Consider the following 20117-nt stretch of genomic DNA (forward strand, 5'->3'; position numbering starts at 1 on the left):
CAGGTGCGGTCGTGGCTGGAGTCAGCGCACGACCAGCGTATGGTCTAGCGGGTCTGTGCCATAGGCAACGGCTACATACACAGTGGCGTAATCGGTTAGAGCGATCAAACCGGCTGCGCGTTCCAGTGGACCGCCCTCGTCCGCTGTGTACTCACTCACCTCGACGCCCTGTTCACGGGCCGTGTCGGCCGCGAGGGCGAGGTCGCGGGCGGCCTCGGGGACCTCCTCCGGATCGCGCAGCAGGACCAGCCGGAGGCCGACGGCGCCGTCCTCGACGGGGTCGTCGAAGATCGACCGCGGCCCGGAACCGCCGAACGGGCCGCCGACCAGGGAGACGTGGTCACCCAGCAACTCCGGCGAACCGCCGCGGACCGCAGGATACCGGGCGACGGCCGCCAGCCTCGACACCCAGTGCTCGGCGGCGGCCAGGGCGGTGGGTGTTCCCCCGCCGATGACCGGGATGCGCCCGGCGATCTCGACCGCGGCCGACTTGGCGGGGTTGTCCCAGGTCTCCACGGAGGGGCCGTAGGCCATGGCGGCCCGGTCCAACCGCTCGGCCAGCGCGTCGTAGGCGCCCTCGGGCGGCCCGGCCACCCCCGCCCGCGACACCGCCGTCAGTAGGGCCGCCACCGCGCCCCACGGCGTCTCCGCAGGTCCGCCGACCTGCGCGAGCGCGATCGAGGGCGCCCGGAACTGCTCGGCGACGGCGGCCGGCGCGCCGCCGGCGGGGCCGATCGCCAGGAACCGGCAGCCGCGCCGCGCCGCCTCGGCGGCGCAGGCGGCGACGGCGTCGTGTGAGGGGCGGATTTGGCCGATTGTGGACGCAGGCGCAGGCGCAGGCGCGGGCGGACCCGGCGGTTCCTCCCCCGCCGGCACCGGCGGCGCCGCGCCGGCGGTCGGCGGCTCCACCGCCACCACGAGGTCGGGGCCGCCCACCCAGCCCGGCAGCCGGTACCCGCGCACCGGCACCACCGGCACCGGGCAGCCCGGCCCCAGCGCCGCCGCGCAGATGTCGCCCACCGTGGCGGCCGCTCCGGCGCCCAGCACCACCACGGCGCGCGGGCGGCCGTCGCGGGCCAGGACCTCCAGGTCGGCCTCCGCGGCGGCCGTGCGCGCGGCGCGCACCCGCGCCGCCGCCGAGGCCAGCCCGCGCAGGGCCTCCTCGCCCGCCCGCGGGTCCTCCAGCCGGGACTCGTCGAACTCCAGGGGCACGGCACTTCCTTCCCGGCCGGCGGCCGGCACCGCCGGCGGCGGCGCGGGCGCCCGGCGTCAGTTGATGCGGCGCGCCTCGTCCACGAGCAGCACCGGGATCCCGTCGCGGATGGGGTAGGCCAGCCCGCTCTCGTCGCAGACCAACTCGCCGGCCTCCTCGTCCAGGCGCAGCGGCGCCTTGCTCTGGGGGCAGGCCAGGATCTCCAGCAGCCAGTCGTCGATCTTCGCGGTCATTGCGGTGGTCTCCTCGCGGGGTGGTGCGTGCGGTCAGGCCCGCACGATGGCCAGGACTTCGTCGCGCAGCCGCTCCATGGCGGCGGTGTCGGGCGCCTCGACGTTGAGCCGCAGCAGCGGCTCGGTGTTGGAGGCCCGCAGGTTGAACCAGGAGCCGTCGGGCAGCGACACGGTGAGGCCGTCGAGGTGGTCGGTCGTGACGCCCTCGCGGCCGGCGAACGCCTCCTCGACCGCGGCCGCGCGGCCGGCCTGGTCGGTGACCTCGGAGTTGATCTCACCGGAGCCGGCGTAGCGGGAGTACTCGGCGGTGACCTCCGACAGCGGCCGGGAGTCGGCGCCCAGCACCCGCAGCACGTGCATGGCCGCGAGCATGCCGGTGTCGGCGCGCCAGAAGTCGCGGAAGTAGTAGTGGGCGGAGTGCTCGCCGCCGAAGATCGCCCCGGTCTCGGCCATGGTGGCCTTGATGAACGAGTGGCCCACCCGGGTGCGCACCGGGGTGCCGCCGCGCTCGCGCACGATCTCGGGCACCGCGTTGGAGGTGATCAGGTTGTGGATCACGGTGGCGCCGGGCTCGCGGGCCAACTCCTGGGCGGCGACCATGGCGGTGATGGCGGAGGGCGGCACGGGCTCGCCCCGCTCGTCCACCACGAAGCAGCGGTCGGCGTCGCCGTCGAAGGCCAGGCCGATGTCGGCGCCGGTCTCGCGCACCTTGGCCTGGAGGTCGACCAGGTTGGCGTAGTCCAGCGGGTTGGCCGGATGGTTGGGGAACGTGCCGTCCAGCTCGAAGTACAGCGGCTCGATGCGCAGCGGCAGCGCCTCCAGCCGGTCGCCGCCCAGCACGGCCGGGACGGTGTAGCCGCCCATGCCGTTGCCGGCGTCGACCACGACGCTCAGCGTGCGCGCGCCGGACAGGTCGACCAGGGAGCGCAGGTAGCGCGCGTACTCGGTGAGCAGGTCGCGCTCGCTGACCGTGCCGGTGGTGGCGGCGGGCGCCACACCCTCCTCGGCCAGGCGGCGGATGTCGGCCAGGCCGCTGTCGGAGCCGATGGGCGCCGCACCGGCCCGGCACATCTTGATGCCGTTGTACTGGGCAGGGTTGTGGCTGGCGGTGAACATCGCGCCGGGCATGTCCAGGTGGCCCGAGGCGAAGTAGAGCATGTCGGTGGAGCCCAGCCCGGCCATCACCACGTCGACGCCCTGTCCGGTGACGCCCTCGGCGAAGGCCGCCGCCAGCTCCGGCGAGGAGGGGCGCATGTCGTAGGCCACGACCACCGAGGGGGCGTCGGCTACCCGCGCGAACGCCGCCCCGATGGAGCGGGCCGTGTCGGCGTCGAGTGTGTCGGGGACGATGCCCCGGATGTCGTATGCCTTGAAGATCTGGCCGAGGTCACCCACACGCTGCTCCGGATCGGGTCGTGGACAGGGCTCTTCGCGCGCGGCGCGAGCGCCCGTGCCGCGCCGGAGGCCCCACTGGGGCGGCTGCGGGCGGACGCCGTCCACGCACGGGACAACGCTATCAACCCCCCGGCGCACCACGGCGGACGCGGTGCACGGCACGAAACGGCGCGCCCGGGGGTGGTGGGGACGGTGCGGGCGGTCACCGGGACGCGGGGCGGGTGGCCGGGGTGGGCTACGGGGGCGCCTGAATGTGCTGTCCCGGGACGTTGGTGACACGCGCGCCGGGTGCTTGGACAGGTGAGGGCCCGGCGGGCGCGGAGCGGGCCTGAGCGGCGGCGATGGTGGCGGCCACGCCATCGAGGATGAGTTCGAGGCCGAAGACGAAGTCGTGGTCGACGGGCGGCCCGCCCTCCAGCGGCTCGGGCGGGGCCTCGAAGACGCCGGAGGCGAAGAGCGCCGCCGCGTCGGGGAAGCGGCCGGGGTCGACCAGCCGGGCGAGCGCGCGCCCGTAGTCCCGCTCCACCTGGGCCTGGTCTCGGCCGGAGGCCCGGCGGCCCTCCTCCATCTGCCGCGCCATCGAACCGGCCTGGCGCACGTAGCTGGAGACGACCAGCACGATCCCCACCTTTTGCCCCCAGTCGAGCCCGGTGTCGCGCAGCGTTCGCAGGCCCGCGTCCAGCCACGCGACGGCGTTGGGACCGCTCGGCGGCCCCTGGACGGGCAGCTCGGCCAGCCAAGGGCGGCGGGCGGCCAACTCGGCGAGGGCGGCGGCCCACCGCCGGACGCCCTCGCGCCAGTCCGTCGATCCGCCCGGGACGTCGGGGGGCGGTCCCTGGGCGGCGTCGCCCATAAGCACGAACAGCTCGTCCTTGGACCCCACATGCCGGTAGAGGGACATCGCCGTGTAGCCCAGTTCCTTGGCGACCCGCGCCAGGGTCACCGCCCCCAGTCCCTCGCGGTCAGCCAGGCGCACGGCGGCGTCGACGATCCGCTCGACTCCAAGCTCGGCGGGCCGCCCGGTGGGCGCCGCGGTCGGCAGTCGCCAGAGCCGCCCCAGCCCCGGGGGCACGTCCTCCTCGGCCATGGGTACACGCTACCCCGGTACGGCACCGCGCCGAAGGCGGCCGACCGATTTGCCAATTGTTAGTTTCGCTCATAAATTATGGCCGCTACCCCACCGCTGAGGAGGATCTGTGCCGTCCGACGTCCCCACTCCGCCTGCCGCCGCGCGCGACCGCCCGCCACTGGGGCCCGTTCCGCCCTCGCAGCGGGCACTGGCCCCCGACCTCGCCCGGGGCACCGTTCTGCTGCTCATCGCGCTGGCCAACGGCGCCGGCGCGTTCTTCCTGGCCGCGCCCGGCCTCGAATCCGCCCCCCAGGGCGCCGAGCGCCTCTACAACGTCGCCATGGTCGCCTTCGTCCACGCCCGCGCCTATCCGATGTTCGCCTTCCTGCTGGGCTACGGCATGGTCCAACTCGCCCGCCGCCAGGAAGCGGCGGCCTCCCCCGGCGCCGGGCGCGCGGTCCTGCTGCGCCGCAGCGCATGGCTGCTGGCCTTCGGCGCGCTCCACGGGATCCTGCTGTTCTCCGGAGACATCCTCGGCGCCTACGGGATCGTCGGGATCGCGGTCGCGCTCCTGCTGCTCGGCCGCGGGGACCGCTTCCACCGCCTGGCGCTGTGGCTGTGGGCCGCCTCGATCGTCTCCGTCGCAGTCCTCGCAGCCCGGGCCGCATGGCTGGTCGCCACCGCCTCCGGAACCCCGGCGTCGATGCCCATCCGCGAGATGGACGTCGGCTGGCCCTCCATGGAGGCGCCCACCTACGCCGCCTCCGTCCTCGCCCGGCTCACCGAGTGGCCGACGCAGACGCTCTACCTGCTCGGTGTCGTCTTTGTCGTCTGGCTGGGCGTGTGGGCGGCGCGGCACCGCGTGCTGGAGGAGCCCGCCCGCCACCGCCGCCTCCTCGCCTGGACCGCCGGGGTCGGCCTGACTGCCGGCGTCGCGGGCGGACTGCCGATGGGCCTGTTCAGCGCCGGGTGGCTGCACGCCGACGCGCCCGCCGCCGGTGCGCTCAAGGCGCTCTACGAGGCATCGGGCCAACTCGGCGGTATCGGCTACGTCGCCCTCTTCGGACTCATCGCCCTGGCCCTGGAGAACCGGCGCCCCGCGGCCCGGCGGCCGAAGGCGGTCGGCGCGGTCGTCGACGCGCTCACCGCCCTGGGGCAGCGGTCGCTGAGCGGCTACCTCATCCAGTCGGTCGCGTGGCTGGTCCTGGTGCCGCCGTTCGCGCTCGGTCTGGGAACGGCTTCCGGCAGCACCGCGTTCACCGCGACCGCGTGCGCGGCGGGCGTGTGGCTGGCGACGGTCGTCGCCGCCGACCAACTGCGGCGCCGGTCCCTGCCGGGCCCCGCCGAGGTTCTGCTGCGGCGGCTGGTCTACGGCCGCCGGAACTGAGCCCCATGCCCCGCCCATCGCCCCCGTGGCGAGGGCGGGGCCCGGTTTCACCACCTCATCCCGCGCACGGAACGGAGCAGTGAGATGAACACGCCTTCCCCGCATGGAAGGCCGCCGGTCACAGTCGTCCCGGCGGCAGAGCTCGGCGAGGGCCACCGGCGGGCGATCACCGAGGTCTTCGTCGGGGGGTTCGCCGCCGACTTCGCCGGACTGTCCTCGGACCCGCGCCGCCTCGTCGACGCCTTCGAGCACATGCTCGTCCTCGACGTGTTCCACGTGGGACTGGTCGACGGCCGTCCCGCCGGAATCGCCGCGTGCACCGACGGTGTCCGCCCCTCGGTGCGCCATCGGGGCGCGCAACTGCGCCGCCACCTGGGCCTGGTGCGCGGCACGATCGGCGACCTCGTGCTCCGGTCGGAGTTCGGCGGCTCGGTGGCCGGCGCCCGCGAGGGCACCGCCTCGATCGAGTTCGTCGCGACGGCTCCCGCCTACCAGGGCAGAGGCGTCGCGACGGCGATCCTGCGGCATCTGCTCGAACTGCCCGGGTACACCGAGTTCGTGCTGGAGGACGTCGCCGACACCAACACCGCCGCCCTAGCCCTCTACGCCAAGCTCGGCTTCACGGAGTACCGGCGCCGCAAGGTCTCCCACACCCGCTGGAGCGGCATCAACGCCTACGTCTCCCTGCGGCGTGGGCGCTAGGTGGGGTGCCGGAAAAAGGCGAGGTCACGCAGCCGGATACGGGTCGAGGCCGTCTGGACGCTGCCTTCTCGGATCACTGCCCGCTTGTCATAGCGGGTGGCCACCACCCGGTTCCGCTTGAGCGGGTTGACCGCGCGCTCGACGGTGTTGCGCGGGCGGTAGGCCTCCCGAAGGCCGGGGGCCTGCCGCCCGCCGAGGCACGTCGCCGCCGGTCGGCCGGCCCGCTGGGCGGCGGGCTGGTCGCCGTGGTCTCGCACCGGCGCAGGCACCGGCCCGCCCGCAGGCGCTTCGCAAAACAGGACCTGGCCGACCTAGACGTCGCGGCGCGGGCGCGGGCGGGCCGACTGGGGGGAAGGGGGTGTCCGCTGGGCGGGGTCGGCTCCGGTCTGGGGGTCGGACTTGACCACGCGCAGGTGGCCCCGCCGATGGGTCTCGACGCCCTGGCCGACCGGGTTGCCCACGGCGGGCGGGCGGGCGGCCTCGCGCACGGCGTTGGCCAGGGCCTCCAGGTCGTCGCTGCCGGGGCCGCCGCCGGAGGAGTCGGCGGGCAGGCGCACGACCTCCCAGCCGCGCGGGGCGGTGAGGCGTTCGGCGTGCATGGCGCACAGGTCGTAGCAGTGGGGCTCGGCGTAGGCCGCGAGCGGGCCGAGGACCGCCGTGGAATCGGCGTAGACATAAGTGAGCGTGAAGACGGCGGGCTGCCGGCACGCGGTGCGCGAGCAGCGTCGGACAACGCTCACGGGCACCGACTTTATGCCTTTCCCCGGCCCGGCGCCAGCATCGCCCCGCTGTGTCCGCCACCGGGTTGCCCGCTTTGTCCGCAATGAGGCCACCCCTGTGCCGCCACCACGTCCACCCCGGTGCCCGCCCCAGGTCCGCCGCCCGTTCCCCCCGGCACGTGCCCGCTCCTCCCCCCGCTCCTCCCCCCGGTCAGCCCCCGGGTCCGCCCGTGCGGGCGGGCCGGGGCTGCATGTCGGCCGCGGATGGCATAGTCTCGGAGCGTGCGACGAGTGCACCTTCACAGGGCTCAAGCCGACCGAGTACGACGCCGAGACCGCCGCGGGCGCGGCGTGCGCGGCCCGCTGGCGCCGCCGGAACTCCCCATGGCGCGGAGCCGGGCCCACATCTTCGACGACCTGGTCCTCGACGCCGTCGAGCGTCTGGAGCGGGTGTGGGCGCGGGAACTCGCCAACGTGGAGTTCCTGGTCGAGGACGTCCCCCGGGTCCCGCGCGGTGTGACCGCCGAGGACGGCATCCCCTTCTCGCGTCTGGAGACCGGCAGAGCGGGACAGGCGAAGATCATCGTCTACCGGCGGCCGGTCGAGATCCGTACCCGCGAGCCGGAGGAGATGGCCATGCTCGTCTACGACACCGTGGTCGAAGAGGTCGCCAACCTCCTGGGGCTCGAACCCGAGACCGTCGACCCCGAAACTTGACACAGCCGCCGCCCGCGCGGCGCGGCCCGCGTGCCGTGCCGCGCGGGCCGTCCTCAGGAATCCGCGGCGGGGACCACCGACAGCGACACCCGCCGCCCGTCCGCCATGCTCGCCTCCCACACCACGCCGCCGCCGGCGCGCAGCCGCTCCTCGGCGAACCACTCCCGCACGGCGGGCACCGACTGCGAGGCGACGCCCCGCTGGTAGTCGGCGAACCGCGACCGCAGCCAGTGCGCGGCCGCCCGCGCGTCCTCCCACGTCCCCGCGTAGCGTTCGCGGGTGTCGCCGACCTGCTCGTAGCCATGGAACTGCACGGGGGACTCCTTGCGCCTGCGCGGCCGCCCGCAACGCCCGATGCGCCCGGGTCCGCAGCAGCATGATGGCAGGCTCTCGGGCCGCCCGCGCCGGACCTCCGGCCTTACCTCCCGCCCTCGCCCGGAGCCTCCTCCGGACCTTCCTCGCCGCCCTCCTCCGGCCTCACCTCCCGCCCTTCCCCGACCCTCCTCCGGCCCGCCCGCGCCGGCGATCCGGCCACCCGGGCGCCGACCGGGCCACCCGGTCGGCACCGGCTCGGCACAGGCGGGGAACGGCCCTAGGGAACGACGCTGGTGAGGCTGTCCTCGACGCCGGGCAGGACGATCCGGGCGGGCGCGGGCAGCAGCGGCAGGGCCGACGTCGCGGCGTCGCCGCCCGACCCCTGGGTGAGCACCCGGCCGGCGTAGACGGGGGCGCCCTCGGAAACCCGCACCACGAATCCGGCGCCCTCGGGCGCCTCGATCTCGGGGGCGGTGGTGCGCCCCGCCGGGATCTCCACGTCCACCGGGTCGCCCGCGCGCCCGTCGGCGTCCACGGGGGTGACCACGGCCGCCGCGTCCTCCTCCAGGGCGGCGAACACCAGCAGGCTCTCGGTGCCCTCGGGCGCGGCCGGCACCACGGCGGTGCCGTTCAGCGGGCCGGCCAGCGGCGGCGCGGCGGGAGCGTAGGCGGTGTCCTGCCCGTCCTCGCGCTCCATGGCCACGCCCACCACCACCGGCTGGTCGGAGCGCACCACCGCCGTGCCCGGCTGCTCGGCCAGCGGTCCCTCCAGGCTGAGGAAGGTGCCGGCGGCCGGGGGCACGCCCAGGCCGGTCAGGTTCTCGTGCTCGGCGCGCCCCTCGGGGGTGTAGACCGCGACGTCGGCCGTCGCGGGGGTGTCGCCCACCGTCGCGACGATGAGCCGGCGGCTGCCGCCCCCGCCGGGGATCCCGGGGACGACGTGGCTGCGGGCGGGCGCCGTCGTGGGCGGCACCCAGTCCTCGCCGGCGCCGTCGCGCTCGGCGAACAGCGAGGCCGCCACCCGCCCGGCGTTGGTGCGCACGTGCACGACGGCGGCGGGGCTGCCCTGGATCAGCTCGGTGAGGTCGACCTCGGTGTGGCCGCGGCCCTCGACGGCGATGCCGCGGGTGTCGTCGGAGTAGGACGGGCCGTCGCTGAGGTAGATGTCGACGTTGGCGGTGGCGGGTTCGCCGTCGGGGTTGGCCAAGAACAGCCGCAGCCCCTCCAGGGTGGTGCCGCCGGGCGCGGCGAACCAGGTGCTGGTGGTGGGCGCCGGGCAGCGCACCTCGGTGGCGTAGGGGTCGTCCTCGCCGACGGTGGTCTGGGCGACCTCCAGGCCGGCGGCCATGGCGCCGCGCGCGGTGACGGCCGTGGCCGCCTCGGCGCCGGAGGTGTCGGCGCTCCACACGTGCCCGGTCCGGGTGAACGGCGATTCGCCCACGGGCGCGGCCTCGGCGGTGTTCTCCGCGACGGTCAGCCGGCCCTCGCCGCCCTCGCCGCCCTCGCCGCCGTCTCCACCGCTCTCCCCGCCGCCGGGGGCGCCGGTGGCCAGCGCGGCGGTGGTGGTGGCGCGGTCCTCGCCCTGCGGCGGGGGGCACAGGCGCAGGTCGGACTCCACCGGCGCGGTGGCAGCCTCCTCCGCACCGCCCGGATCCACGCCCTGGGTCACCGCCGCGACCCCGAACAGCGCGGTCAGCGCGATGGCCACGAGCACCAGCAGCGCGAAGCGGTTCTCCACGATCAGCCGCACGGCCTACTCCCCTTCCCGGTCACGGGTGTCCAGGCCGCCGGGCGGGGTGGCCGCCGGGCCGTCGCCGTGCCCGCCACCGCGCGCGCGGGTGCCGCGCGCTCCCCGGCCGCCCCGGCGGGCGCCGGGCGCGCGGTGGCCCTGCCCGGCCGCGCGGGTGCCCGTGGAGCGCGCGCGGGCGCCCGCCAGCAAGGGCCGGCGCGGCCGGGGCGCGGGCTGGGCGCGCTGCTCGCGCAGGTCCTCCTCGGTGCGCACGCCGGGCAGCGCCAGCACGCCCACCGCCACCAGCAGCGCGGCCTGCACGGCCAGCCACGCCTGGCGCAGCGGGTCGAACTTGGCGATCTCCAGCCGCCCGCCGGAGGCCGGCAGGTCGAACGCCTGGAGCCCGCCCTGACCCGGCCGCGCCGCCAGCTCCTGCCCGTCGAGGGTGGCGCCCCATCCGGTGCCGGCGGGTTCGGCCAGGACCAGCCGCCGCCCGGCCGGCCCGGCGGGCACCCGGTAGACGGTGCCGGGGTCCTCGCCCGCCTGGGCGCGCAGCACCACGGGGCCGCCCTCACCCAGGACGCGCACCCGCCCGGTGGGGGCGTCCAGCGACCACAGGCCGAAGCGCTCGCCGAGCTGCACGCGGGTGAGGCCGGGAGCGCCGTCGAGGATGTCGACCAGGGTGACGTCGGGGCCCTCGGCGCCGGGCGGGCGCGGCATGAGCACGTAGCCGATGCCCAGGTCGGCCAGCCGGTCGGCCTCGTCGCCGCCCCGGCCGCCGGCGAGCCCGGCCACCACCTCGTCCAGCACGGCGCGGGTGGGCTCGCTGGTGGGGATCTGCGCCTCGCCCAGGCGCGGCGCGCGTCCGCGCAGCACGCTGTAGCGCACCGAGCCGTCGTCCTGGGGCGCCACCACCAGGGTGCGGGCGCCGCGGCCGTCGTCGCTGACCCCGCCCAGCAGACCCGGCACCAGGGGTTCGGCGTGCCCGCTGAGCGGCCCTTGGGCGCCCTGCCACATCCACACCCCGGCGGCCGACAGCGGCGTGGTGAGGGCCAGCGCGGCGGCGAAGGCGGCGAACGCGCGGCGCGCGCCGCCCAACCGCCACATCAGGCCGAAGGACTGCGCGGCGTTGGCCGCCGACAGCAGCATGGCCGTCGCGGCGAACGCCAGCGCCACCCCGGGCCACGCCGGGGCGGCGGGTCCGCCGTACCAGGGCTCCACCGGCACGCGGCTGATGAGGATAGCCACCAGGATCCCGAACAGGGCCACGCTCCAGCCCACCGCGATCAGCATGCGGCTGCGCAGGAGCAGCAGCGCCGACAGCGCGGCGGCCAGGAACCCGGCGGTGACCCACACCGGCGGCATGCCGGGGCCGCCGGGCGAGAGCATCAGCAGGGACACCGCGCCGGGCGCCGGGGCCGACAGCTCGGGCCGGTGCAGCCCGGCCTCCAGCAGCCACAGCGACGGGTGCAGCAGCAGTTCCAGCGACCACGGCAGCAGCAGGACCAGCGGCACGCCCAGGGCGATGGCGACGCTGACGTAGAGGCGGCGCCCGACGTGGCCGAAGGCGACGACCACCAGCACACCGGTGACCAGCGCCAGCAGCCACAGCAGCGGCACGAACGCGGTGCCCGCCGCCAGGAACAGCGCCAGCGCCCAGGCGGTGCGCCGGGACTGGCGGGGCGGCTGGGTGAGCAGCCGGGTCAGCAGGATGCCCAGCACCGGCAGCAGGGCGTGCACCAGGGCGGTGCCCAGCCGGCCCTGGGCCACGGCGCCGGTGGCCATGGGCAGCAGGGCGTAGGAGCCCGCCATCCACACCTGGGCGGCCGTTGCGGTGAGCACCCGGCGGGCCAGCAGGTAGGCGGTGAGCCCGGCCAGCGGCACGCAGCCCAGCAGCAGCACGGTGACGGCCAGCCACGGCTTGCCCAGCAGCAGCGTGGACAGCAGCGCCAGCAGGCCCACGTAGGGCGGCGCGGGCGCGCCGGTGCCCGCGCCGATGTCGGGGCGGCCGGTGAGGTAGAGCGCCCACAGGTCCGACGCGCCGCCCGCCACCGGCGGCAGGGCGCCGCCGGCGAGTTCGGCGCCGAACAACAGGTGCCGCTCGGCCACCAGGGTCACCGCGGTCAGCGCCAGGACCAGCAGCGGGCCGGGGCGGGTGAGCACGCGGCGCAGCAGGGTGAGGTCGTCGCGCAGCGGGTCGTCCTCCTCGGCCGGCGGCGCGACGACCGCCTGGTGGCGGCCTGCGGTGTCCAGCCCGGCCGAGCCGGAGAACAGGTCGGCCACGGCGTCGGTGAACTGGCGCAGCGCCACCCCGCGCGCCAGGAACGGCCGGATGGCGCTGTAGGTGCGGCGGCGGTTGCGCCGCCGGCGGAAGCGGGCGCGGATCAGCCGGCCGGGCATGAGGTAGACCGACGTGATGGCCACGGCCTCGTCGAAGGCGTTGGCGGGCTGCTTGGCCACGATGTACATCAGCACGCGCAGCAGCGAGGCGAAGGAGTTGCGCACGAACGCCGCGAGCATGCCGCCCACCGGCAGGTTGGCCAGCAGCACGAAGATGGCGTGGCGGCGGTCCAGGCGGCGCGGGTGGTCGCCGGCGGCGGCGATGCGCCGGCGGCGGCGGGCGGCGGCCTCGGCGTGGTAGGCCACGGCGTCGGTCACCACCAGCACGCGGTGGCCGGCGCCGCCGGCGCGCCAGCAGAAGTCGATGTCGTCGCGGAAGATCGGCAGCGCGGGGTCGAACCCGCCCAGTTCGTCCCACACGTCGCGGCGCACCAGCATCCCGGCGCTGGAGACGGCGAGGACCTGGCGGGTGCCGTCGTGCTGGCCGTGGTCGAGTTCGCGCGGCTCCAGCCCGGTCTCGCGGCGGCCGGCGCCGTCGATGGTGACCCCGCACTCCACCAGCACCCGCCGGTCGAACCAGTCGCGCAGCTTGGGGCCGAGCACGGCGGCGCGCGGGTCGTCGTTGGCGGCCATCAGCAGGCGCTGCAACGCCTCGGGGTCGGGGGTGCAGTCGTCGTGGACCAGCCAGATCCACTCGGTGGCGTCGGGCGCGGCGCCGGGGAACGCGGCGCGGGCGCGCGGGGAGTCCAGGGCGGCGCGCACGGCGTCGCCGAACCCGGTGGCGCGGTCCAGCGTGGTGATGGCGTCGGAGGCGATGTACTCGGCGAGGATGCGGCCGCTGCGGTCGCGGCTGCCGACGTCGACGCCGACGACGCGCTGCACCGGCCGGGTCTGCTCGCGGACGGCCTCCAGGGTCTCCGGCAGCCATCGGGCGCCGTCGTGGGTGACGATGACGGCTGTGACGATGTGGCGAGCCGGATCCAGGGGTAGCACGGCTGGTGATCGCTCTCGACAGGGGTGCGGGCGGGGTGGGGACGACCCTGGCGGCGGGGCGGTGGGACGCGGGCGCGGGGTGTCGGCAGAACACCCTACGCCACCCGCCGGAGCCTTCGTGCTGGTTCGGGGCCGCGCGGCCGGCCCCGGAGTCGGCCCTGGAGTCGGCCCCGCCACCCGGCCGCGCGAGGACGCGGACCGGGCGGACCCGGGCGGCCGCCGGCGCGCGCGGGCGCCCGCCCGCCATTACCAGTGGCAGCGTAAAGCGCCGCTAAAAAAACGCGCGGCCCGGGTTAAAACCCGGGCCGCGCTCGACCTTGAGCACGCGGTCACAGCATGTCGGCGAGGAAATCGAAATCCTGTCCGGCCGCTTTCTTCAGCCGCCGCCGCTCGCGTTCGGAGAGTCCCCCCCAGATGCCGAAGCGCTCATCGTGCTCCAGCGCGTATTCCAGACACTCCGCCCGGACCTCGCATGACAGGCAGACCTTCTTCGCCTCGCGGGTCGAGCCGCCCTTCTCGGGGAAGAACGCCTCGGGGTCGGTCTGCGCGCAGAGTGCGCGCTCCTGCCAGCCCAGATCTTCATCTGCGCCGTGCGCCAGCGGGATGACCTCGCTCATGCGCACCTCCTATTGCCCCCCTAGATGAACCCTCCCATTCTGACCCCCGGGAGGGTGGAATCACACGGTGAATTACACGCGGGTCGCCTGGTATACGTCAAGCGCGCTGCGTGGTAATCCCCTGAATATCATGTAACAAACCAACACCGGGAGTCCACCCGGCGCGATCGGTTCAGCGGATTACCACGCAATTTGCCGCGCGTAAGCCGCGCGACCATTGGGTCGGCGGGGTCGGCCAGGGGGCCGGCGGGGGGTCGCGCCGCAGGTCGCGCCTTAGCGGCGGTCGCCGTCGCGGTACCAGCCGGGCGGCGTGTCGGCGTCCTTGCCCTGCTGCTGGTCGGTGCCGTAGCCGGTGCCCTGGCCGTATCCGGCCCCGTAGTTGGGGTCGACCTGCTGCAACTGGTCGGTGCTGGTCTTGTCGTCGTGGAAGAAGGAGTCCAGCGGCGTGTCGCGGCGCTGGTCGGCGGGCGGCTGCTGCTCCTGGGGCGGCTGCGGCTGCTCGCCGGGCTGCTGGTACCAGCCGTACTGGATGGCGTTCTGCGCCGCCTGCTCGCCCTCGCTGCCGGGCTGGGGGGCGTACTGGGGGTCGTAGGGCGAGCCGTAGCCGCCCTGCTGGCCGCCGGTGCCGTAGCCGCCGCCCTGGTCGCCCGAGCCGTAGGCGGGCTGGCCGCCGCTGGGGTAGCCGCCGCCCTGGGCGCCGCCGTAGGACTGCTGGCCGCCGGAGCCGTAGCCGGAGGGGTCTCCCGCGCCGTAGGCCGGCTGGCCGCCGGAACCGTAGGGCTGCTGCTCCCCGGTGCCGTAGGCGGGCTGGGGGTTCTGGGCGTAGGGGTCGTAGCCGCCGGACTGCTGGGGCCAGTCCTGGCCGTAGCCCTGCTGGCGGGCGGCCGGGTCGGCGGGGTCGGGCTGGCCGGCGGGGGCCTGCTGGTTGCCCCAGTCCTGGCCGTAGGCGCTCTGCTGGCCGCCGGTGCCGTAGCCCTGCTGGTAGGGGTCCTGGCCGCCGCCGGCGGGCGGGAAGGGGTCCTGGCCGGGCTGCTGGCCCCAGCCCTGCACCATGGTCTGCTGGTTGGGGTCGGCGTAGCCGGGGGACTGCCAGTCGGCCTGCGGCGGCTGCTGGGTGGCGGCGGGGTCGTAGCCGGCCTGCCGGGAGTCGGCGGAGGGGTAGCCCGGCTGCTGCTGGGCCGCCTCGGTGCCGTAGGACTGCTGGGCCTGCTCGGCGCCGTAGGACTGCTGGGCGGGGTCGGCGGAGTACTGCGGCTGCGCGGGTTCGGCGTAGGCGGGCTGCGCGCCGCTCCAGTCGCCCTGCTGCGGCTGCTGGGTCTGCTGCGGCTGCTGCTGGAAGGACTGCTGGCCGCCGGTGGGGAACCCGCCGGTCTGCGGCGCGAAGGACTGCTGGGCGCCGGTCTGGGGCGCGAACGAAGGCTGGCCGCCGGTGGGAGCGGGGTACCCCGGCTGACCGCCCATGGGGGCGCCCGAGTGCCCAGGAGCCGAGCGCGGCACGAGCGACTGGTCGTTGAAGACGCGCAGCAGGAACAGCCCGGCGAAGACGATGATGGCGAGCTGGCCGCCGATCGACAGGAACGAGGAGAACCCGTCGGCGAGCTGGGCGGTCTCGTTGGCCGCCACGAAGCCCATGATGAGCCCGATGACGCCCATGAGCGCGGCGAAGCCGAGCAGGATCAGCCCCACCAGCGCGATGGGGAAGTTCACCGACGTCCGGTGCGGCGCGGTGACCGCCAGCAGCACGGCGGCCACGATCAGCGCGACGATGACGGGCCCGTGGAACATGGCGGAGCCGACGTCGGTGAAGTTGCCCGCGACCGTGGTCTCATAGCCCACCCCGCCGTGGCCGAACAGGTAGATGAGGCCGCCGAGCATGTGCGCGATCACGGCGCCGAGCAGCGCCCATGCCGCGGGCACCCGCAGGCGGTTCAATGCTTCGTTGTTCAAGAGAGGTTCCCCTCCGCTGCTTCGCCGTCGCGTCGGTGGAAGCTTGGCATATCAACCGGTTGTCAATGGAATCGGCCGGGGAGGCGGCGCATTCGCGCGGTAGGGCGCGGTGCGGCCATCGGCGCGGTCGCGTGTGAGGGACGCCACCGCGTCGGCGGACGGCCGGGAGCCGCTCGCGGCGGCCGATGGCAGCGCGGCGCGCCCCGCCTCAGCGCGTCACCGTGGCGCACCCGCGGGGCCGGCCGGGATGCCGCTCTCCCCAAGCCGGGAAGAGCATGGCACATACACCACCTCAGCCTGCCAGACTTGAGCCCATGCGGATAGTCGTACCGGCTGGCGGTATCGGGGGCGCGCGCTTCCTGCGCGGCCTCAAGGCGGCGCTCGGAACCGGAGCCGACCTCACAGGAGACGACCCCACCATCACCGTCATCGGCAACACCGGTGACGACATCACCCTGTTCGGGCTGCGGATCTGTCCGGATCTGGACACCGTGATGTACACCCTGGGCGGCGGCATCAACGAGTCCCAGGGCTGGGGCCGGGCCGAGGAGTCCTTCGCGGTCAAGGAGGAGCTGGCGGCCTACGGCATGCAGCCCACCTGGTTCGGCCTGGGCGACCGCGACGTCGCCACCCACATCGTGCGCACCCAGATGATGGCGGCGGGCTACCCCCTCTCCGCCGTCACCGAGGCGCTGTGCGACCGCTGGCGGCCGGGGGTGCGGCTGCTGCCCATGACCGACGACCGGGTCGAGACCCACGTGGTGGTCGCCGACGCCGACGGCGGCCGGCGCGCCATCCACTTCCAGGAGTGGTGGATCCGCCACCGCGCCGCGCTTCCGGCGCTGGAGATCGTGAGCGTGGGCGCCGAGGACGCCGCGCCCGCGCCCGGGGTCGTCGAGGCCGTCGAGGCGGCCGATGTCGTGCTGCTGCCGCCCTCCAACCCGGTGGTCAGCATCGGGTCGATCCTGGGCGTCCCGGGGGTGCGCGCCGCCCTGGAGCGCGCCACCGTGGTGGGGGTCTCCCCGATCATCGGCGGCGCGCCGGTGCGCGGCATGGCCGACGCCTGCCTGACCGCCATCGGGGTCGAGACCAGCGCCGCGGCGGTGGCCGCGCACTTCGGCCCCGAGCTTCTCGACGGCTGGCTGGTCGACACCGCCGACGCCGGCGCCGCGGTCGAGGGCGTCACCGTGCGCGCCCGCCCCCTGTACATGAGCGACCCCGACTCCACCGCCGCCATCGCCCGAGCGACGCTGGACCTCGCCCTGGAACTGAAGGGAGGCCGGTCGTGAGCGAGCCCACCGCGCCCGCCGCCGCGCCCGCGCCCGTCCCCGCCGTCGAGGTCACCGGCGTGGCCGGGCTGCCCGAGATCGGCGCGGGCGACGACCTCGCCGCGCTGATCGCCGGCGCGGCCGACCTCCGCGACGGCGACATCCTCGTCGTCACCTCCAAGATCGTCAGCAAGGCCGAGGGCCGCCTGCGGCGCATGGACCGCGAGGCCGCCGTCGACTCCGAGACCGACCGGGTGGTGGCCCGGCGCGGCTCCCTGCGGATCGTGCAGGACCGCCGCGGCCTGGTGATGGCGGCCGCCGGGGTGGACTCCTCCAACGTCCCGGCCGGGCACGTGCTGCTGCTGCCCGAGGATCCCGACTCCTCGGCGCGGCGCCTGCGCGCGGGCCTGCGCGAGCGGCTGGGGGTGCGGGTGGCGGTGCTGGTCAGCGACACCTTCGGCCGGCCCTGGCGCGCGGGCCAGACCGACGTCGCCATCGGCGCGGCGGGCATCGAGCCGCTGCACGACCTGCGCGGGGTGGCCGACTCCCACGGAAACGTGCTGGAGGTCACCGTGGCCGCCGTCGCCGACGAGATCGCGGCGGCCGGCGAACTCGTCAAGGGCAAGGTGTCGGGCACCCCCGTGGCGGTGGTGCGGGGCCTGGGCCACCTGGTCACCGACTCCGACGGCCCGGGCGCGGCGGCGCTGGTGCGCGGGGCCGACTCCGACCTGTTCCGCTACGGTTCGCGCGACGTCGTGCCGGCGCGGCGCACCGTCCGCGAGTTCACCGCCGACCCGGTCGACCCCGAGGCGGTGCGCCGGGCGGTGGCGGCGGCGGTCACCGCGCCCGCCCCGCACCACACCACGCCCTGGCGGTTCGTGCTGGTGGAGTCCGCGGCCGCCCGCACCGAACTGCTCGACGCCATGCTGGCGGCCTGGGTGGCCGACCTGCGCGCCGACGGTTTCGGCGACGACGCGATCGCGCGCCGCACCCGGCGCGGCGACGTCCTGCGCCGGGCGCCCTACCTGGTGGTGCCGTGCCTGGTGGCCGACGGCGCCCACCCCTACCCCGACCCCCGGCGGGCCGCCGCCGAGCGGTCGATGTTCCTGGTGGCCATGGGCGCGGGGGTGCAGAACCTGCTGGTGGCGCTGGCCATGGAGGGCCTTGGGTCGGCGTGGGTGTCCTCCACCATGTTCTGCCCCGACGTGGTGCGGCGGGTGCTGGACCTGCCCGAGGACTGGCAGCCGATGGGGTCGGTGGCGGTGGGCCACGCCGCCGAGCGGCCCAAGGAGCGGCCGCCGCGCAAGCCGGACACGTTCATCGAGGTGCGGTAGCCCCGGCCGTCCGCCCCGGCCGTCCGCCGGTCGCCCACCACCGCCGCGCGCGCGGCGGTGGTGGGCGACCGGTTTTTTTCGGTTTTTTCCGGGTGCCCGGCGGCGGCTCGGGTGCCCGCGACCGGCGTGTTCGTCCGTGCCGGTTCGTCCGGTTCGGAAATCCCCCCGCAAACCGTCTGTTGCTCGGCGATTCCATCCGGTAACGTGACGGGAAACACGTTGGGAGCGCTCCCAACTCCGGCTACCCCCAACCGGAAGGCGGAGATCGCACAATGCAATCTCGCGAGCACGCAAAAGCCCCCCGCTTGGCGCTTCGCGCCCTCACCCTTCTGTCCGCGGCCGCCATGGCGCTGGTCGGCACCGTCCCGCTGGCGGGGTCGGCATCGGCGCACGGCTCGGTGATCAACCCGGCCAGCCGCAACTACGGCTGCTGGGAGCGGTGGGGCGACGACCACCTCAACCCGGCCATGGCCCAGGAAGACCCCATGTGCTGGCAGGCGTGGCAGGACGACCCCAACGCCATGTGGAACTGGAACGGGCTCTACAAGAACAACGTGGGCGGGCAGCACCAGCAGCACGTGCCCAACGGCACGCTGTGCAGCGGCGGCAACGCCGAAGGCGGGCGCTACGACTCGCTCGACGCCGTGGGTGCGTGGAAGACCACGAACATCACGAGCAACTTCACCATCAACCTGTACGACCAGGCGTCCCACGGTGCCGACTACTTCCTGGTCTACGTCACCAAGCAGGGCTTCGACCCCACGCGCGAGTCGATGGGCTGGGACGACCTCGACCTGGTCGCCGAGACCGGCCGCTACGCGCCGTCGCAGAACTACCGGATCGACGTGAGCACGTCGGGCTACAGCGGTCGCCACGTCGTCTACACGGTGTGGAAGGCGTCCCACATGGACCAGACCTACTACATCTGTAGCGACGTGAACTTCACCTGATCCCCGGCCCCCGCGCGCTCCCGCGGCGCCCGCCGGTTCCACCGGCCGCCGCGGCCCCTCGCAGCCGGTCGGCCCGCGGCCCCGCCGGACCCCGTGTCCGGCGGGGCCGCCCCGTGCCGCCGGCCGTCCGGACTGTGCGGGACACGCCCGAAGTGGTATACCGTTCCCCGCACATCGCTCATTCGCCGCCGCGCCCCTCGCGGCGGCGCGCGCGGACAGGGGGTGGGGCGGGTGGTGCGCCAGAGTCTGGGGCTGAAGGCGGATCCCTACGGGCCGTTCCACGGACCGGTGGCCCACGGCTACGCCTGCGGCGTGCACATCGCCGTGATGAACGGCGCGCCCTGGAACAGCGAGACCGGCTGCACCTGCTGCACGCCCGAGGAGAAGCGCGGCGACCTCAGCCGGGACTGGGGCATCGAGAACCCCGACGACTGGCGCAACCAGGCCGAGACCCTGCTCGACGACCGGGGCAGCAACCCGGTGGCCGGCACCCTGCTCGCGCTGCGCCGCCAGGCCGCCCAGTACCTCAACGGCCGCCCGGTCGACCCCGGCACCTGGCGCAACGCCATCGGCGACTGGTGCCGGCACAACGGCATCGACGCCGGTACCTACCAGCAGTTGGTGGGCCTGGCGGGCATGGTCCTGGACTACGAGAAGCGGTTCGTCGCCGACGGCCTGCTGCCGCCCGGCGGGTACGTCACCGCCATCCAGGCGTGGGACTTCGGGCGCGGCGCCAACATGGCGCGCTGGGGCGTTCAGTGCGGCTACACCGTGCTCCAGACCGCCCAGTGGTACGTGGTGCGGGCCAGCGAGCAGGCGCGGCGCCACTACGCCTCGTGGGCCGACTTCTCGGCGGGCTACGTGCTGGGCCGCTGCCTGCACTTCGACAACGGCGAGTTCGGTCCGCGCTACACCGAGCCGCTGGAGGTGCACCACGTGATGATGACGCACCCGCAGAGCCCGTGGCTGAACATGCCCTTCCACATCTGACCCGGCGGGCGCGGCGCGGCCGGCCTCTCCGGCCCGCGATCGTCCGCACCCCCGAAGAACCGCAGGTCATCCGGCCCCCGGCGCCCCGCGCCGGGGGCCGCCGCGTGCGCGCGGGGCGCCCCCGCCGGCGGGCACGCGCCACCGGGTGGCCCGGTCTCGGCCGGCCGCCCGCACGCCCACCGCGGGCCGGCGCGCCGGT

Annotated in this window: 18 protein-coding genes; 7 read left to right on the top strand and 11 right to left on the bottom strand. The window is 75.3% G+C overall.

Annotation, left to right across the window (positions count from 1 at the left end):
* Positions 1-21: 21 nt before the first annotated feature.
* From LG943_RS17795 to LG943_RS17810, 4 genes are all read right to left on the bottom strand, one after another.
* Positions 22-1212: an SIS domain-containing protein gene (locus LG943_RS17795; protein ID WP_270073430.1), complete on the bottom strand. Its 1191-nt coding sequence runs from the start codon at positions 1210-1212 to the stop codon at positions 22-24.
* A 57-nt stretch (positions 1213-1269) separates the two neighbouring features.
* Positions 1270-1446 carry a Trm112 family protein gene (locus LG943_RS17800; protein WP_270073431.1) on the bottom strand — a complete coding sequence of 59 codons (177 nt, stop codon included), beginning with the start codon at positions 1444-1446 and terminating at the stop codon, positions 1270-1272.
* Positions 1447-1479: 33 nt separating this feature from the next.
* Complete coding sequence (locus LG943_RS17805) at positions 1480-2841, bottom strand: phosphomannomutase/phosphoglucomutase (RefSeq protein ID WP_270073432.1); 1362 nt, start codon at positions 2839-2841, stop codon at positions 1480-1482.
* 235 nt (positions 2842-3076) lie between these two features.
* The gene (locus LG943_RS17810) at positions 3077-3928 is read right to left on the bottom strand and encodes a TetR/AcrR family transcriptional regulator (protein ID WP_270073433.1); all 852 of its coding nucleotides are present in this window, start codon (positions 3926-3928) and stop codon (positions 3077-3079) included.
* A gap of 109 nt (positions 3929-4037) precedes the next feature.
* On the opposite strand from LG943_RS17810, the gene LG943_RS17815 reads away from it, so the two are divergent.
* Both LG943_RS17815 and LG943_RS17820 read left to right on the top strand, forming a co-directional pair.
* Positions 4038-5297 (top strand): DUF418 domain-containing protein, encoded by a 1260-nt coding sequence (locus LG943_RS17815; protein ID WP_270073434.1) that lies wholly within the window; start codon positions 4038-4040, stop codon positions 5295-5297.
* A gap of 84 nt (positions 5298-5381) precedes the next feature.
* Positions 5382-5999, top strand: a complete 618-nt coding sequence (locus LG943_RS17820; RefSeq protein WP_270073435.1) for a GNAT family N-acetyltransferase — start codon at positions 5382-5384, stop codon at positions 5997-5999.
* Here LG943_RS17820 and LG943_RS17825 read toward each other — a convergent pair.
* Positions 5996-6256 (bottom strand): hypothetical protein, encoded by a 261-nt coding sequence (locus LG943_RS17825; protein ID WP_270073479.1) that lies wholly within the window; start codon positions 6254-6256, stop codon positions 5996-5998. The genes LG943_RS17820 and LG943_RS17825 overlap by 4 nt on opposite strands.
* A gap of 54 nt (positions 6257-6310) precedes the next feature.
* Positions 6311-6739 carry a DUF3499 domain-containing protein gene (locus tag LG943_RS17830; RefSeq protein WP_270073436.1) on the bottom strand — a complete coding sequence of 143 codons (429 nt, stop codon included), beginning with the start codon at positions 6737-6739 and terminating at the stop codon, positions 6311-6313.
* A gap of 270 nt (positions 6740-7009) precedes the next feature.
* On the opposite strand from LG943_RS17830, the gene LG943_RS17835 reads away from it, so the two are divergent.
* Positions 7010-7435: a metallopeptidase family protein gene (locus LG943_RS17835; RefSeq protein ID WP_270073437.1), complete on the top strand. Its 426-nt coding sequence runs from the start codon at positions 7010-7012 to the stop codon at positions 7433-7435.
* 53 nt (positions 7436-7488) lie between these two features.
* Here LG943_RS17835 and LG943_RS17840 read toward each other — a convergent pair whose 3' ends face one another.
* From LG943_RS17840 to LG943_RS17860, 5 genes are all read right to left on the bottom strand, one after another.
* A complete protein-coding gene (locus LG943_RS17840) occupies positions 7489-7749 on the bottom strand; it encodes a hypothetical protein (RefSeq protein WP_270073438.1) in 261 nt (86 codons plus the stop codon).
* 278 nt (positions 7750-8027) lie between these two features.
* The gene (locus LG943_RS17845; RefSeq protein ID WP_270073439.1) at positions 8028-9500 is read right to left on the bottom strand and encodes a DUF5719 family protein; all 1473 of its coding nucleotides are present in this window, start codon (positions 9498-9500) and stop codon (positions 8028-8030) included.
* Between the two features lie 3 nt (positions 9501-9503).
* Complete coding sequence (locus tag LG943_RS17850) at positions 9504-12812, bottom strand: glycosyltransferase family 2 protein (protein WP_270073440.1); 3309 nt, start codon at positions 12810-12812, stop codon at positions 9504-9506.
* A gap of 329 nt (positions 12813-13141) precedes the next feature.
* Positions 13142-13429, bottom strand: a complete 288-nt coding sequence (locus LG943_RS17855) for a WhiB family transcriptional regulator (protein WP_040272150.1) — start codon at positions 13427-13429, stop codon at positions 13142-13144.
* 273 nt (positions 13430-13702) lie between these two features.
* Complete coding sequence (locus LG943_RS17860; RefSeq protein ID WP_270073441.1) at positions 13703-15376, bottom strand: hypothetical protein; 1674 nt, start codon at positions 15374-15376, stop codon at positions 13703-13705.
* A 314-nt stretch (positions 15377-15690) separates the two neighbouring features.
* On the opposite strand from LG943_RS17860, the gene cofD reads away from it, so the two are divergent.
* The 4 genes from cofD to LG943_RS17880 all read left to right on the top strand — a co-directional run bounded on the left by cofD (position 15691) and on the right by LG943_RS17880 (position 19918).
* Positions 15691-16665 carry a 2-phospho-L-lactate transferase gene (gene cofD / locus LG943_RS17865; RefSeq protein WP_270073442.1) on the top strand — a complete coding sequence of 325 codons (975 nt, stop codon included), beginning with the start codon at positions 15691-15693 and terminating at the stop codon, positions 16663-16665.
* Entirely contained in the window at positions 16662-17978 is a 1317-nt protein-coding gene (locus tag LG943_RS17870; protein ID WP_270073443.1) for a coenzyme F420-0:L-glutamate ligase, read from the top strand. The genes cofD and LG943_RS17870 overlap by 4 nt, the downstream gene beginning before the upstream one ends.
* Before the next feature lie 272 nt (positions 17979-18250).
* The gene (locus tag LG943_RS17875; RefSeq protein ID WP_408648608.1) at positions 18251-18928 is read left to right on the top strand and encodes a lytic polysaccharide monooxygenase auxiliary activity family 9 protein; all 678 of its coding nucleotides are present in this window, start codon (positions 18251-18253) and stop codon (positions 18926-18928) included.
* A 231-nt stretch (positions 18929-19159) separates the two neighbouring features.
* The gene (locus tag LG943_RS17880) at positions 19160-19918 is read left to right on the top strand and encodes a DUF1266 domain-containing protein (protein ID WP_270073444.1); all 759 of its coding nucleotides are present in this window, start codon (positions 19160-19162) and stop codon (positions 19916-19918) included.
* Positions 19919-20117: the final 199 nt, after the last annotated feature.

It is taken from the genome of Streptomonospora mangrovi (genome assembly GCF_027604915.1).
GTDB classification, from domain to species: domain Bacteria; phylum Actinomycetota; class Actinomycetes; order Streptosporangiales; family Streptosporangiaceae; genus Streptomonospora; species Streptomonospora mangrovi.

Coding starts and splice junctions, on each gene's coding strand:
- LG943_RS17800 (WP_270073431.1), bottom strand. CDS start 1,446: ATGACCGCGAAGATCGACGACTGGCTGCTGGAGATCCTGGCCTGCCCC.
- LG943_RS17810 (WP_270073433.1), bottom strand. CDS start 3,928: ATGGCCGAGGAGGACGTGCCCCCGGGGCTGGGGCGGCTCTGGCGACTG.
- LG943_RS17820 (WP_270073435.1), top strand. CDS start 5,382: ATGAACACGCCTTCCCCGCATGGAAGGCCGCCGGTCACAGTCGTCCCG.
- LG943_RS17855 (WP_040272150.1), bottom strand. CDS start 13,429: ATGAGCGAGGTCATCCCGCTGGCGCACGGCGCAGATGAAGATCTGGGC.
- cofD (WP_270073442.1), top strand. CDS start 15,691: ATGCGGATAGTCGTACCGGCTGGCGGTATCGGGGGCGCGCGCTTCCTG.
- LG943_RS17875 (WP_408648608.1), top strand. CDS start 18,251: ATGCAATCTCGCGAGCACGCAAAAGCCCCCCGCTTGGCGCTTCGCGCC.